This window comes from Bacteroides parvus (genome assembly GCF_017309675.2).
GTDB classification, from domain to species: Bacteria; Bacteroidota; Bacteroidia; order Bacteroidales; family Bacteroidaceae; genus Bacteroides; species Bacteroides uniformis.
The window spans coordinates 2,222,408-2,237,811 of sequence record NZ_CP084680.1; the positions used below are offsets into that span (position 1 = coordinate 2,222,408).

General features: G+C 45.5%; 8 protein-coding genes. 4 read left to right on the forward strand and 4 right to left on the reverse strand.

Annotation, left to right across the window (positions count from 1 at the left end; translation table 11 throughout):
* Positions 1-4 precede the first annotated feature (4 nt).
* The 4 genes from JXR92_RS08830 to JXR92_RS08845 form a co-directional block, all read right to left on the reverse strand.
* Positions 5-1,057, reverse strand: coding sequence for an efflux RND transporter periplasmic adaptor subunit (locus JXR92_RS08830; protein WP_138344742.1), 1,053 nt, complete (start codon positions 1,055-1,057; stop codon positions 5-7).
* Between the two features lie 118 nt (positions 1,058-1,175).
* The gene (locus tag JXR92_RS08835; protein WP_117601170.1) at positions 1,176-3,488 is read right to left on the reverse strand and encodes a family 65 glycosyl hydrolase domain-containing protein; all 2,313 of its coding nucleotides are present in this window, start codon (positions 3,486-3,488) and stop codon (positions 1,176-1,178) included.
* Between the two features lie 218 nt (positions 3,489-3,706).
* Complete coding sequence (locus JXR92_RS08840) at positions 3,707-5,080, reverse strand: MFS transporter (RefSeq protein WP_117966256.1); 1,374 nt, start codon at positions 5,078-5,080, stop codon at positions 3,707-3,709.
* A 19-nt stretch (positions 5,081-5,099) separates the two neighbouring features.
* Positions 5,100-6,104 carry a LacI family DNA-binding transcriptional regulator gene (locus tag JXR92_RS08845; RefSeq protein WP_117601172.1) on the reverse strand — a complete coding sequence of 335 codons (1,005 nt, stop codon included), beginning with the start codon at positions 6,102-6,104 and terminating at the stop codon, positions 5,100-5,102.
* 215 nt (positions 6,105-6,319) lie between these two features.
* On the opposite strand from JXR92_RS08845, the gene JXR92_RS08850 reads away from it, so the two are divergent.
* The 4 genes from JXR92_RS08850 (at position 6,320) to JXR92_RS08865 (ending at position 15,369) form a co-directional block, all read left to right on the forward strand.
* A complete protein-coding gene (locus tag JXR92_RS08850) occupies positions 6,320-7,495 on the forward strand; it encodes a glycoside hydrolase family 53 protein (protein ID WP_138344744.1) in 1,176 nt (391 codons plus the stop codon).
* A 28-nt stretch (positions 7,496-7,523) separates the two neighbouring features.
* Positions 7,524-10,001 (forward strand): glycoside hydrolase family 2 TIM barrel-domain containing protein, encoded by a 2,478-nt coding sequence (locus JXR92_RS08855; RefSeq protein WP_138344746.1) that lies wholly within the window; start codon positions 7,524-7,526, stop codon positions 9,999-10,001.
* 719 nt (positions 10,002-10,720) lie between these two features.
* On the forward strand, positions 10,721-13,714 hold the full coding sequence (locus JXR92_RS08860; protein ID WP_206897495.1) for a SusC/RagA family TonB-linked outer membrane protein: 2,994 nt from the start codon (positions 10,721-10,723) through the stop codon (positions 13,712-13,714).
* A 20-nt stretch (positions 13,715-13,734) separates the two neighbouring features.
* Complete coding sequence (locus tag JXR92_RS08865; protein ID WP_171030408.1) at positions 13,735-15,369, forward strand: RagB/SusD family nutrient uptake outer membrane protein; 1,635 nt, start codon at positions 13,735-13,737, stop codon at positions 15,367-15,369.
* Positions 15,370-15,404: the final 35 nt, after the last annotated feature.

Sequence of the window (15,404 nt, forward strand, 5' to 3'; positions counted from 1 at the left end):
ATTATCAATTATCAATTTTTACCTTTTCTCCTTCTGTCAGCTGGTATACTCCGGCCGTCACAACGGTTTCTCCCGGTTCCAGCCCTTTAGAGATAAGCAGGTTTGCCTCTCCCGTTGGAGAATAAACGCTCACTTCGCGACGGCTGACTTTATTACCTTCCACCACCCATACATACGTTTTCTGGTTTTCACTGTTACCGAATACGGCACTTAACGGTACATTCATCAGCTTTTCTTCCAGGAAGGGAGTGACATCCGATGCCAGCTTTATTTTGCATGTGAATCCCGGTTTTACGTCATAACGTGCACGGTCAAAGTGCGGGTCGTCAATTGTTATTGTCACCGGAATACCCGTCCCTGCTGTGGAGATGTCAAGATACTCTTCCAGTCTGGCATCGAAAGCCTCTGCGGGGTAGCTATCGAACACCACCTTGAACTTTACGTCCTTGGCACGGAGCAGATAGAGATAATCATCCGGTACGGTGAACTTGACTCGTAGTTTCTGTGTATTTACCAGTAGTACAACCCCTTCTCCCGCATTGACACGCTGATAGTTCTCTACCAGCCGTTTTTCGATGGAACCGTCGAAAGGGGCTGTCAGCCGCGTATCCCGTATATTGTTGCCGGACAACTCGTAGGCGGATTTTGCTTTCTGATAGTTGGCTACGCTGATTTCGTATTCCTGCACGGAGATAGCCTGGCGGCTAAGTAGCCGTTTGTTACGTTCCACTTGTGCGGCAGCTGTTTCGTAGGCAGCTTTGTCGGCTGCATATTGCAGGGAGATGTCGCGTGGGTCGATGGCGGCAATCAGTTGCCCCTTCTTTACCCGCTGTCCCTCTACAACCGGGAGGTTGATGATTTGTCCGCTGACGCGGAAGGCAAGTCTCACATATTCCACGGCTTCCACCATTCCGGAGAAGTCTTTGTGGATAACCGACTGTGAACTGACTTGTGCAGTCTTCACCGGTCGGATAAGGGTATTGCTACCCTTTTGTTTTTGCCCGCACGACGTGATGAGCAACGTCGTGACCAGGGCGAAAAGAAACATTTTTTTCATTGGTAAACAAGTATATAGTTATTCGTTCAGGTATATATAAAAACATAAAACCGGGAAAACAACCAAATGTTCTCCCGGTTATAGGATAAATGATGATTTAATGTGCCAATATGGTTAATTACATGAGCACATTAATTTTTAATTCCGTCCCCCGTTCCAGCGTATATGGGTGTCCGTAGACTTGTATGTCCACTTTGCTGCCTGCTGTAAGCGAGATTTCGATTTCTTTTCCTACCCGTATGTGAAGTGTGTTTTTCAGATAATTCACCTTGAATGAATAGCTGTCCCATTTTTGCGGTATGACGGGGGAGAAACACAATGTCTCCTTCAGCACCTGCATACCTGCAAATCCGCGTACAATGGCCAGCCAGCTGCCGGGCATACTGGTTATGTGCAGACCTTGGTCCGCTTCGTTGTTGTAGTCGTCCAGGTCAAGCCGCGTGGCATGCAGGAAAAGCTGGTAAGCTTTTTCCACTTTGCCGATGCGTGCAGCCAGGATGGAATGGATGTGGGGAGAAAGGGAGGATTCGTGTACGGTCATCGGCTCATAGAACTCGAAATTGCGGCGGACGGTTTCCGTGTCGAAATAGAAATAATAAAGGTAAAGTCCGAGCAACACGTCGCTTTGCTTGATGTAGCAAGAGCGCAGAATGCGATCCCATGACCAATGTTGGTTGATGGGGCGTTCTTCGGCAGGAATGTTATCTGTACTTTCCAGTACTTTATCCATATAGCCGTCATTCTGGATAAAAATTCCCCGTTCCTTGTCTTCCGGCAGATACATGTGTTCGATGATGTCTCTCCACCGGGCGCTTTCCTTTACTTGGTCGAGATTGGTGATGCGGCGTATGCGGGCATATTCGTCCGGATATTGCTGTGCTATCATTTCCAGAAAACGGAGGGTCATCTTGAGGCATTGTATGCAGGAATAGTTGGTGTACCAGTTGTTGTCCACATTGTTTTCGTATTCATCCGGGCCGGTAACTCCCAGTATGACATATTTCTGTTTGGGTTGGGAGAAGGATACCCGTTGGCTCCAGAAGCGGCTGACGGCAATCATAACTTCCAGGCCATATTGGGCGATATAGTCCATATTACCCGTCAGTACTGCATGCTGAACGATGGCATAAACAATGATATTGTTGCGATGGATTTCCTCGAAGGTTATTTCCCATTCGCTGTGGCATTCCTCTCCGTTGTTGGTTACCTGCGGAAACAACGCTGCACCGTCCTTGAAACCCAGTTTGCGGGCGTTTTCTATGGCCTTGGGAAGCTGGTTGTGCCGGTATGCCAGCAAGTTCTTTGCAATCTCTTTGGGAGTGGAGAGCAGAAAAAACGGTACACAACACAATTCCGTGTTCCAATAGGTATTGCCGCCATATTTTTCTCCGGTGAATCCTTTGGGGCCGATGTTCAGGCGCGGGTCATCTCCCCGGTAAGTCTGATACAGCTGGAATATGTTGTACCGGATACCTTGCTGTGCTTCCGGGTCCCCTTCGATGACGACATCCGTTTCGTCCCAGATTTCCTGCCAGGCCCTTCGATGCTCTTCTACCAGCGTATTCCAGCCTATGTTCTTGGCTTCGCGTGCCTCGGTCATGGAGTGCTCCACCAATTCACTCCGTTCGTGGTAAAGAGAAGAAGCGATGGCGGTGTATTTGATGAGTGTCACGTTGTCTCCGGGTTTTACGTCGGCACCTACGCTGAAACCGGTCTGCTTTTCCTTTTCTATCCGTATGGGATTGGCAGTGGTTTCCTTGTTGTTTTTGAAGAATTGGTAAGTCATGGCGTAGCACACTTGTGCATCTTCCCGGCGGGTCTGTGTCCAGAGGTAGGCACAGTCGCTGGTAGAACCGGAACGCAGGATGTTCCATATTTTCAGGTTCGGCAGGTCGGCATCGTCCACGATATTCCCGTCAAGGATGGGCACGAGTGAGATTCTACCGGTATAGTTGATGGAGGACACACTGTACTTGATGAGACAGAGGTTGGGTCTTGCCATATCCGTGATGTGCTCTATATGGATGCGGAGCTGGTTTCCCCGGGGAGAGGTCACCTCCATGTCCCGGTAGGAGATACCCTCTTTCATGTCGAGGCGGCGGTTGAAGCTGTCGACATCCCAGCCTGCCAAATCGAGTTCCTCATCGATGAGGCGCAGGTTGATACGGCTCCAGTCGGCAGCCTTGGGTATGCGGGTGTAATATGGGGGAAATCCGTTCTTCCACCATCCTACGCGGGTTTTGTCCAGGAAAGTGATGCCGGCCACAAATGAACCACGGTAACTGTCACTGCTGTAAGGCTCCTCAAAATACCCCCGTTGCCCGAAACGTCCGTTTCCGAGACTGAATATACTTTCCGACATCCGTTGACGGTCGGGGTGGAATTGGTCTTCGATGATATTCCATTCATCGGTCTTGAGGTATTTCTTCATGACGACGTGTTTTCTGTAGTTATCGCCGTAAAGTTAAGCAATATGCGGAAATAAAGAAGAAAAGTAAGGACAAAAATAAAGAAAGGCAAGGAAAGACATCAAAAAGACACCGGGAAAGTATCGTTCCTTGGTACCGAACGATGCTTTCCCCGGTGTCAGGTGGAATGTTGCCCGGTGTCGGTCAATATTTCCGTCTCAGAGTACTTCGGGGGTGATTCTTAGTTTGCTTTCTCTCCTTTGGTCTCTTTGATTAAATATACACAGAAAGCACCGATTATCAGCATGACTCCTGCTAACACAAGCATATTGATTTCAGGAGGCAGTCCTCCTTTGGGAGTAAACAAGGCAAGGATGATGCCGCCCAAGGCTGCCGCTATAATCTGCGGGATACAGATAGTTCCGTTGAAAAGTCCCAGATAAGTACCCATGTGTCCTCCGCTCAGTGCGTTGGTTAGGATGGTGAACGGCAGTGCCAGCATGGCAGCCCATGCGCACCCTATCAGCAAGAAGGAAATGAAGAGCATATAAGGGTCGTGTATGAAGTAGGTGGAAATGAAACCTATACCTCCCAGAACAAGGCTGAGTGAGTAGACGCAGCGGCGGTCCTTGAACATCGGTATGCAGATGGCCCAAAGCACAGAGCCGATGGCTTGCACGGCAAACAGTACGCCTACCCAGTCGGCGGCATTCTGATATTGCAGGCTCTTGGTGTCGAGTACTATTTTGGTCACACCATCTACCAGGTGCTCTACTGTAGGAGCGTCGAAAGCATTGGCAGCGATGCTGCCGTTGGTATAAGTCCACATGAACATAAAGGCAAACCAGCAGAAGAACTGTACCAGTCCGATAGTCCAGAATGCTTTCGGAGCGTTGATAAGCAGCTTTAGCATGTTGGTCTTTTCATGTTCCTCTTCTTCGGTGATGCCGTGATACTCTGCATATTCGGCAGGCGGCATCTCTTTTACTTTGATCGAAGTGTAGATGACGCAGAAGATAAGGATGGCCGCTCCGATGTAGAATGAGTAAATAACCGAGGCGGGGATTACTCCTTGGGGAGCTGTATTGCTGATGCCAATCCATGCAAAGATGAACGGGAAGAGATAACCCACCAGGCTACCTGCATTGCATAGAAAACTCTGGATGGAGTAGGCGAGTCCTTTTTGTTTCTCATTCACCATGTCGCCCACCATCATTTTGAAGGGCTGCATGGCCATATTGATGGAGGTATCAAGGAACATCAGCGATACCAGACCGAAAATCATGGCTGTACTTACTGCCATGCCGAAGCTTCCGGCATTGGGTAGCAGGCACATGACGAGTACGGCCACCAACGAACCTATAAACAGATAAGGAATGCGCCGTCCGAAGCGTGTCCAGGTCTTGTCACTGGCGGCTCCCACAATGGGTTGTACAATGATACCTGCCAACGGCGGCAGGATCCAGAAATAACTCAAATTATGCGGGTCTGCACCCAAAGTGGAAAAGATACGGCTGATGTTTGCACTCTGCAAAGCATATGCAATCTGCACGCCGAAAAAACCAAAGCTGATGTTCCACAGCTTCCAGAAACTTAAATCGGGTTTTACTTTCATGATGGTTCAATATGTTTTATTATTTCGTTGTTCCTCTTATCACCAGATTGGTACGTACTATCTTGTTGTTGCTTTTCTCTTCTCCCTCCAGCTTTCCGATTAGAATGCTGAAAGCGCTTTTACCTACTTCCTCGCCATGTTGCTCCACAGTAGTCAGCTTCGGGTCGGTGCTTTGGGCAATGGCTCCGTCGGTGAATCCGCAGATGGATACTTCATCGGGAACTTTTATGCCGACCAGTTTGCAGGCATACAGTATGCCTGAAGCTGTCTCGTCGTTGATGGCGAAGAAACCGTCAGGGCGGTTTTCGCTTTCCAATAGGTCGGGAGTGATGGAGATGGCGCGTTCACGGGTGTCGCACAACAGAATCATGCTGTCGTCCACTGGAATTTTATACTTCTTCATGGCATCCAGGTAGCCGTTCCGGCGATTCTTGGTAATCTCCAGGTGGGGAGCCGCACTATAGAAAAGAATACGCTTGCATCCGGTCTGTATCATGTATTCCACGGCCGCAAAGGAGCCGGCATAGTCGTCCACCACCACTCGCTCGGTTTTCAACCCCGTACATATACGGTCGTAAAAGACGATGGGAATGTCGTTGTTCAGCAGCTCCTGATAATGGTCGTATTTGGAAGTATCCTTGGCAAGTGAAGCGATGACTCCGCAGACACGGGCGGCAAGGAAAGAATGCACAATCTTCACTTCCTGCTCGTACGATTCGCTGCTCTGCGCCACTATGATATTATATCCGGCATCCGCCGCTGCTTTCTCAATTCCACTCAATACGCAGGAAAAGAAGTGGTGTACCAGTTGGGGAACAATGACGCCGATGGTATTGCTGCGGCTTGCGCGGAGGTTTACAGCCAGTACATTGGGCTTATAGCTATGTTCGCGCGCATAGGCATGGACAAGATCACGAGTTTCCTTGCTGATGTCCGGATTGTCTTTCAGCGCTCTTGACACGGTAGAAGGGGAGACATTCAGCGCCCGGGCAATATCCTTGATGGTAATCTGCGGTTTATTCATGGTATAGTTTTGAGGACAAAGATAAGGTAAACTTCCCTAATCCGATTGCAAAAATAACGTAATATGGTAAATTGGGCTTATTCGTTGAGGTTTATCGGGTTGTAAGTTTGTGCAAACGATTGCAGACACCCGTATTTTGACAAATAGAGGTGATATATAGTTCTATATTCCCTAAATGCTTATATTTGCAGTATGCAATTAATGATGATAACGCCATGAAACACATGAAGTTCTTGACTTTCTTTTTTTGTATTGCCTTTGCCGTATTTGCATGCAGCAGCAATAATGAGACAGATCCCAACGCCGGTGGACTTCCCGATAAGGAGGAACCTCTGGTTACGGACTTTGCTAAAGGTGCCGACATCAGTTGGGTGACGGAGATGGAACATAAGGGTATGAAATTTTACAATACCTCCGGTGTGGAGACCGATTGTTTCCAGCTGATGAAGGATTTGGGCCTGAATGCGGTTCGACTCAGAGTATGGGTCAATCCCAAAGAACACGATAACTGGTGCAATACGGCCGATTTGGTGACGAAAGCCAAGCGTGCCGCAGAGCTGGGCATGGACGTAATGGTAGACTTCCATTACAGTGACTGGTGGGCCGACCCTGGACAGCAGCATAAGCCTGCTGCATGGAAAGGACTGAACTTGGTCGACTTGAAGAAAGCCATCGCCGACCATACTGCCGATGTACTTAATGCGCTGAAAGCGGCAGGAGTTACTCCCAAGTGGGTTCAGGTAGGTAATGAAATCCGTCCGGGGATGCTTTGGGATGAAGATGCTGCATTGAGTGGTGCGTCCTATGATGTGAGGGAATGTGATGTAAAGGGTTCCAACAGCACTTCCGAGAAAGTGAAATACCGTGAGAACTTTGCCAACCTGGCTGCTTTTATCAATGTAGGATACGATGCGGTAAAGTCCGTCTTCGACGATGCCATTGTCATCGTCCATCTGGACAATGGATATGACAACGAATTGTATACCTGGTTCTTTAATGAACTGAAAGCCAATGGCGGTAAGTGGGATATGATAGGCATGTCGCTCTATCCTTACTGGACGATGCTCGAGCACAAGGAATATACAGCTGATAGAACTATCACCGAGTGTATTGCCAATATTAATAGTGTAGCCCGGAAATACAACTGTGACGTGATGGTGGTGGAAACCGGCATGGAGTGTGCTGACGACAAAGGGAATCTGGCAAGTGCTTCCGTGCTGGCAGAAGGGAAACGCCAACTGGCACGTATCCTGAAAGAGTGCAAGGAGAATACCGGTGGACGCTGCAAGGGCGTGTTCTACTGGGAACCGGAATGCAGGCCGAACCAATATCGGCTGGGGGCATTCACTGAAGACGGCCGCCCCACTGTGATAATGGATGCTTTTAAATAATTATATTAACAAAATCTTTTAAAGAAGAATGAGAAAGACAATACTTATCTTTTCCTGCTGCGCCTTTTTTGCCTTGGCGGCAATGGCGCAGCGTACAGAAGCATTGTTGGAAAAGAACTGGAAGTTCACCAAGGGAGATGTTCCCGAAGCAACACAAACAAATTTCGACGACAGTAAGTGGGAAACAGTGACCATTCCTCATGATTGGGCCATCTTTGGTCCGTTCGACCGCAACAACGATTTGCAGGAGGTAGCGGTTACGCAAGACCTTGAAAAACAAGCTTCCGTAAAGACCGGGCGTACCGGAGGGTTGCCTTATGTGGGTGTCGGTTGGTATCGTACGGCTTTTGATGCTTCTGCAGACAAACAGGTCACTCTGGTTTTCGATGGTGCTATGAGTGAGGCTCGGGTCTATGTCAATGGGAAAGAAGCTTGTTTCTGGCCTTTCGGATATAACTCTTTTCATTGCGATGTTACCGGTTTGCTGAATGCCGACGGTAAAAACAATGTGCTGGCTGTCCGTCTGGAAAACAGACCCCAGTCCTCCCGTTGGTATCCGGGGGCGGGATTGTATCGCAATGTCCGCCTGGTTACTACGGAACGTGTCCATGTTCCGGTTTGGGGTACACAGCTCACCACACCGCATGTTTCTGCTGAATACGCTTCCGTGCGTCTGCGTACTACAATACGGAATGCCGGTGATGCGGATGTTCGTATTTCTACTGATATTATTGCGCCGGACGGTAAGATAGTAGCCCGTAAGGATAATAGCCGGAAAATTAATCACGGACAGCCATTTGAGCAGAATTTTCTGATAAATGCTCCGTCTCTGTGGTCTCCTGAGACACCTTATTTATATAAGGCAGTATCTAAGATTTATGTAGATGGCAAACAGACTGACGAATATACCACGCGTTTTGGTATCCGCAGCATTGAGATTATAGCTGATAAGGGATTCTTCCTGAATGGTAAGCACCGTAAATTCCAGGGGGTATGCAATCACCACGATTTGGGCCCGTTGGGTGCGGCTGTCAATGTGGCTGCTCTTCGCCGTCAGTTGACATTATTGAAGGATATGGGATGTGATGCAGTCCGTACCTCCCACAATATGCCTGCACCCGAATTGGTGGAACTCTGTGACGAGATGGGCTTTATGATGATGTTGGAACCTTTCGATGAATGGGATATTGCCAAATGTGAGAATGGTTATCACCGCTATTTCAACGAATGGGCAGAAAAGGATATGGTAAATATGCTGCATCAGTATCGGAACAATCCTTGTGTGGTAATGTGGAGTATAGGAAATGAGGTTCCTACCCAATGTAGTCCCGAGGGCTACAAAGTGGCTTCTTTCCTGCAGGATATTTGCCATCGCGAAGACCCTACACGCCCCGTTACTTGCGGTATGGACCAGGTGACTTGCGTGCTTGCCAACGGGTTTGCGGCAATGATTGATGTACCCGGTCTTAATTATCGGGCTCACCGTTATGTGGAGTCTTATGAGACTCTTCCACAGAATATTGTGCTTGGTTCGGAGACGGCTTCCACTGTAAGTTCTCGTGGTGTCTATAAATTTCCCGTACAGAAGGGAGCTAGTGTGATGTATGATGACCATCAGTGTTCCGGTTATGATGTGGAGTGTTGTTCCTGGTCGAATCTTCCCGATGAGGATTTTGCTTTGGCTGATGATTATGACTGGACAATCGGACAGTTCGTCTGGACGGGCTTTGATTATTTGGGTGAGCCTTCTCCTTATAGTACGGATTCCTGGCCCAGCCACAGCTCCGTTTTCGGTATCATAGACTTGGCAAGCCTCCCCAAAGACCGTTTCTATCTGTACCGCAGCCTATGGAACAAGCAGGCAAATACCTTGCATGTCCTTCCGCACTGGACGTGGCCGGGCAGGGAAGGGGAGAATACTCCGGTTTTTGTTTACACCAGCTATCCCAGTGCCGAACTGTTCGTCAACGGAAAGAGTTATGGCAAACAACGGAAACTTACTGCTGATGAAAGCCGTGCTTTGGAAGGTCAGGACTCCCTTGCTTTGCAGCGTCGCTATCGCTTGATGTGGATGGATGTTCCTTATGAACCGGGCGAAGTGAAAGTGGTGGCTTATGATGCTTCCGGTAAGCCTGCAGAAGAAAAGATGATTCGTACCGCTGGCAAGCCCCATCACCTGGAGCTGGTTGCCGACCGCACCCGCTTGTCTGCCGATGGTAAGGACCTGGCATATATCACAGTCCGTGTCGTGGATAAGGACGGTAATCTTTGTCCGGCAGACAGCCGCATGGTAAGCTTCTCGGTGAAGGGTGCCGGAAAATATCGCGCTGCTGCCAATGGAGATGCTACCAGCCTCGATTTGTTCCATCTGCCCAAGATGCCGGCTTTCAGCGGTCAGCTGACGGCTATTGTGCAGAGTGGCGAGCAAGCCGGTGAGATTGTGTTTGAGGCAAGGGCTAAAGGATTGAAGTCCGGAAAGCTGGTACTTTATACTTCAGAGAAATAAATAGCACTATTTGCTTCCACTCTACCACACCTGCTCTGTAACCCTTTGTTCATCGGTGTTTGAGGTGCGGTGGAAGCAACAGAAAAAGGTGGAAGCAAATTTTGCTTCCACCTCTGTTTTTAGGGCCGACATGATGTTAACTTGTTGTAATGTAATAAGTTAATATCATGTCGGCCATTTTGTTAATATCGTGTTAATGGCATATTAATATTGTGCAGACACGTTATTCATATCCTGAAAGTATGTTGCTTGGTTTATACATGCCTGGCATTTCTTCAGTAAAAGCTTTGTGTTTCTTTTGTTTTGTCTTGATGTTGTGTAGTGCTTAACGGTCGTAAAGCGATTTGTTGACGGCCGTAAAGCGATCTGCCAACGGCCATCAACAAATCGCCTAACGGTCGTTAGGCGGTGAAAATATCTGTAGTTCAGTAGAATAATCATATATGTTATGTGCAAGAATGCTACATGTGTAGTGGAAAGAAACGCTGTATTATGATATATCAAGTGATTTCCCTATCTTGTGCAACCGCATGCAATCGTTTGCACTGTTCGTTTCTCACATTTTGCTCTTTCTTTATACTTTACTAAATTAATAAAGCATATTTTTGTTGCGTCATGCTTTAGGTACTTGAAAGACGTTAGAAAACAAAAGTACGAAAATTATTTTTCGAATAATATATATAGGTAATTAATATTGTTAACTTTAATTTATTAAATGCATGAAGCAAGTTAATCTTAGAATCTGTCAAACGATTCTTACCCTAATGTTGGGGTTGTTCTTATCAATTGGCGCTTATGCACAGAACATTACCGTGAAAGGGCATGTGAAAGATGCCACGGGATTGGAAGTGATTGGTGCAAATGTCGTAGAAAAAGGTGATACTACGAATGGTACAATTACTGATTTAGATGGTAATTTTACGTTGACTGTTCCTAAAGGCACTACATTGACTGTATCTTTTATTGGTTATAAAACTCAGGATGTGGTGGTTGACTCTCCTACTATTATGGTAACACTGCAGGATGATGCAGAATTATTAAGTGAAGTTGTAGTTATTGGTTATGGTTCTGTTAAAAAGAATGACTTAACAGGTTCTGTAACTGCCATTAAAGCAGAAGAAATTAATCGTGGTGCGATTACTTCTCCTGACCAAATGTTGCAAGGTAAGGTTCCGGGGTTGTTAGTGACTCCCGCGTCTGGTGACCCTACGGGAGGTGCTACAATCCGCATTCGTGGTGCAGCTTCTTTGTATGCTAGCAATGACCCGCTGATTGTTATTGATGGTGTTCCTATTACTCCGGAAGGTGGTGCAGGTATGGCGAATCCATTGGCATCGGTAAATCCCAATGATATTGAATCTTACACCGTCTTGAAAGATGCATCAGCTACGGCAATTTATGGTTCACGTGCTTCCAATGGTGTAATTATTATTACTACTAAAAAAGGTAGTGGCGATAAAATGAAGATCAGCTATAATTCGAGTTATAGTTTGAAACAAAACACTTCTACATTGGATGTGATGACTGGAGACCAGTACCGTAATTATGTAAATGAAGTTTATGCAGGCACTGACCGTTTGGCTAATATACAATCCATGATGGGAACCGCTAATACAGATTGGCAGGACTTGATTTATCGTACAGCTTTTTCTACCGATCAGAATGTCAGCCTTTATGGTAGTGTGAAGGAGAAACTTCCATACCGTGTAAGCTTGGGATATACTTATGATGAAGCCACATTGAAAGTTGGTGATAACCAACGTGCCAACATGTCCATAAGCTTGACTCCGAAGTTCTTCCAGGATCATTTGTCTGTAAATCTTAATGCAAAAGGCATATATAATCGTGCCAATTATCCTAATTCAGGAGCTATTGGTGACGCTATTAGTTTTACCCCGACTGTTGCTCCTAAAATGGAAGATGGCAGCTATTTCAATTGGTATGCATCTGATGGTTCTGCTAATACAATGGCAAGTATTAATCCTTTGTCGCAGATATATGATCCTTACAATGTGAATGATACATGGCGTTCTATGGGAAATATGCAGTTGGATTATAAAATTCATGGTTTTGAGGATCTTCGTTTGAACTTGAATCTGGGATATGACTTTTCACGTACAACTGGTACCACTTACAATGAATTAGGCTCAATTCTTTCCAAAAGAGCTGGTGCAGCCGACTATTATAAAGAGTATGCCAATCAGAACTCCAATACACTTTTGGAATTTTACGGTAATTATAATAAGGAGTTTGGTATTCACCACTTGGATGTAATGGCAGGTTATTCTTGGCAGCATAATTATGTGAAGTATAATCAAACTGAGTATTATAATAATGACCGTTCTAAAGTTTATCTGCAAAAGCCGACTGATAGACGGGAGTATTACTTGCTTTCCTTCTTTGGGCGTATTAATTATTCTATTAATTCCAAATATTTGTTCACTTTCTCATTGCGCGATGATGCGTCTTCACGCTTTTCCAAAGATAATCGTTGGGGACTTTTCCCTTCTGCGGCTTTTGCATGGAATGTGGCAGAAGAAGGTTTCCTAAAAGACAATAATTTCTTCTCAAGTATGAAACTTCGTTTGGGGTGGGGTAAAACTGGGCAGCAAGATATAGGTATGGACCGTTGCTATGCTTATCAAGCAAAATATACCGAATCTTCCGCTCTGACTACTCAAATACCTTGGGGCAATGGATACATTTACACATTGGCACCAAATGCATATAATCCCAATATTAAGTGGGAGACTACTGAAACTTATAATGTTGGTTTAGACTTTGGAATTTTTGGTGGCCGTATTAATGGTAATATTGATGCTTATTTGCGTAAAACATATGATTTGCTGAATGATATCAATACTCCGATGGGCTCTAACTTCTCTAATAAAGTTATTTCCAATGTTGGTGATATGAAGAATATGGGATTAGAGTTTAACTTGAACTTCATTCCTATTGAAAAGAAGGATATGCGCTGGACTATTAATGTGAACGGAACTTGGCAGAAGACAGAGATTACAAAACTGACGAATACAGGCGATGATGACTATCTGGGGGTTCAGGTTGGTGCAGGTATGAGTAGTATTGGTGGTTATACTTCTCTGTATCGTGTGGGGTATACTCCTTATACTTATTATCTGTTCCAGCAGGCTTATGATGAAAATGGAAAAGCCATTGAAAATACGTTAGTGGACCGTAACGGTGATGGACAGATTACAGAAGATGACCGTTATGTGACTGGTAAGAGTATTTTGCCGAAATTCTTCTTCGGTATCGGTTCTCAGTTCACTTATAAAAAATGGGACTTTGGTTTTAATGCTCACGGATCTTTAGGGGGGTATGCGCTGAATAAGGTTGCTAAGAATAATTCGACTTCATACTCGGACGACCATAGTAAAGGATATATCAATAACTTGTCTACTTATTGCTTGAAGACTGGATGGACTGAAGCCTTGACTGAGTACCAGCAAGTTTCAGATATGTTCCTGGAGAATGCTTCTTTCTTCCGTCTGGATGATATTAATGTAGGTTATACTTTTGATAAGTTTGCTCATTGGAATGGAAAAATCCGTGTAGGAGCTTCTGTACAAAATGTATTTACCATCACTAAATATAGTGGGCTTGATCCTGAGCTTACAGCAGCAGATGGTGTAGATAACAATTTGATTCCACGTCCTCGTCTCTACACCGTGCGTCTGAATATTAATTTCTAAACTAGAGAATGTACATGATTATGAAAAAGATTATATATAGCTTGGCAATTGTAGCGTCTATGTTGACGTTGAATGCTTGTATCGGAGATTTGGATACATTGCCGTTAAATGAAACGGATAAGACTGCTGGGCAGGCTTATCAAACATTGGAGGATTTTGAAAAAGGATTAGCATATATCTATGGTTCTTACTCTTTGGTTAGCCAGAATGATCCGGGTAGTTCTGACATAGCGGTAGAAGATGCCGGTCAGAGCGAATTGATACGCCAGTATGTTGTATTAAATGAGATGTCTTGTGATGTTCTGAAGTGTACATGGGGGGATAGTTATATTACTGATACACAGAATAACTCATGGACTTCTACTCCTAATGCTGCTACGATAGCGGTGTATACACGCTGCATGGTGACTGTGACCCGTGCCAATGAATTCTTGCTTCAAAGTAAAGGTTCTTCTGTAGAAGGAGTTGCCGGTCTTCGTGCAGAAGCGCGTTTTTTGCGTGCGTATGCCTATTATATGCTGATGGACTTGTATGGTAATCCTCCTTTTGCCCTTGAAGAAAATATTGGTGGAGAACTGCCTTCGCAGATAGGACGCACAGCCTTGTTCCAATGGATTGAAAGTGAATTATTGGATTTGGTTTCCGGTAGTGATATGCCGGCTGTTGGTACTGTTGGTTATCCACGTGTAACGAAAGGTACAGCCCAGGCTTTGTTGGCGCGTATGTATCTAAATGCTGAAGTATATACAGGCACAGCTCGTTGGGCAGATGCTCGTTCGGCGGCTGAGGCTACTATTGGTATGGGATACCAACTATGTAATAATTATGAAGAACTCTTTATGCAGGATAACAGTGAAAACGCTAATGCTCAAAAAGAGATGATTTTTGCAATTGGTTACGATCGTGATAGAACTCAGAGTTGGGGGGGGACAACACATTTGGTTTCCGGTAGTTTGGATGATGCCAATAGTGAAGCTATTGCAAAAGAACTGGGATATCCGGAAGGAAGCCATATCGCTCGTGAAAGATGGAACGGGTATCATGTCCCGAATGAATTTGTTGAATATTTTGAATTATCTGGCGTTGAGTGGGGTGGTTCTGGTATAGGATATGATAGAGCTGCCAGTGATAAACGTGCATTCTTCTCTAACGTAGGTTGTGTAGAGGCATTTGATAAGTCAAAAGCAGAAACAGGATGGAGATGCTGGAAATTTTCAAGTCGTGACTCTCAAGGAAACATTTACTCAAGTGATAGCTATGAGAAGTTCTCTTCCATTGATTTCCCGATGATTCGTCTGGCTGAAATGTATCTGATTTATGCAGAGGCACAAGCTCGTCTGGATGGCGGAATAACAACAGATTCTAAAGCATTGGGATATGTTAAGGCTTTACGTGATCGTGCGGGAGTTTCTATGCCTTCGTCCATTGATTTGGATTTTATCTTGAAAGAGCGCGCTCGCGAACTGATGTTGGAAGGACATCGTCGTACAGACTTGATCCGTTATGGGTATTTTACTTCCATGTCATTCCCTTGGCCTTATAAGGGTGGTGTACCTGACGGAAGAACTGCTTTACCATCATATCGTACAATTTATCCGATTTTGAGTACCGATTTGACCGAGAATCCTAATTTGGTTCAGAATCCTGGTTATTAATACATCAATAAGAAACTGTAATGATAAAACTTTAG

What these genes read in the sequence shown, in the direction of transcription:
- JXR92_RS08835 (WP_117601170.1), bottom strand. Translation starts at nt 3,488, where the DNA reads ATGAAGAAATACCTCAAGACCGATGAATGGAATATCATCGAAGACCAA.
- JXR92_RS08865 (WP_171030408.1), top strand. Translation starts at nt 13,735, where the DNA reads ATGAAAAAGATTATATATAGCTTGGCAATTGTAGCGTCTATGTTGACG.
- JXR92_RS08830 (WP_138344742.1), bottom strand. Translation starts at nt 1,057, where the DNA reads ATGAAAAAAATGTTTCTTTTCGCCCTGGTCACGACGTTGCTCATCACG.
- JXR92_RS08850 (WP_138344744.1), top strand. Translation starts at nt 6,320, where the DNA reads ATGAAACACATGAAGTTCTTGACTTTCTTTTTTTGTATTGCCTTTGCC.
- JXR92_RS08855 (WP_138344746.1), top strand. Translation starts at nt 7,524, where the DNA reads ATGAGAAAGACAATACTTATCTTTTCCTGCTGCGCCTTTTTTGCCTTG.
- JXR92_RS08845 (WP_117601172.1), bottom strand. Translation starts at nt 6,104, where the DNA reads ATGAATAAACCGCAGATTACCATCAAGGATATTGCCCGGGCGCTGAAT.
- JXR92_RS08860 (WP_206897495.1), top strand. Translation starts at nt 10,721, where the DNA reads ATGAAGCAAGTTAATCTTAGAATCTGTCAAACGATTCTTACCCTAATG.
- JXR92_RS08840 (WP_117966256.1), bottom strand. Translation starts at nt 5,080, where the DNA reads ATGAAAGTAAAACCCGATTTAAGTTTCTGGAAGCTGTGGAACATCAGC.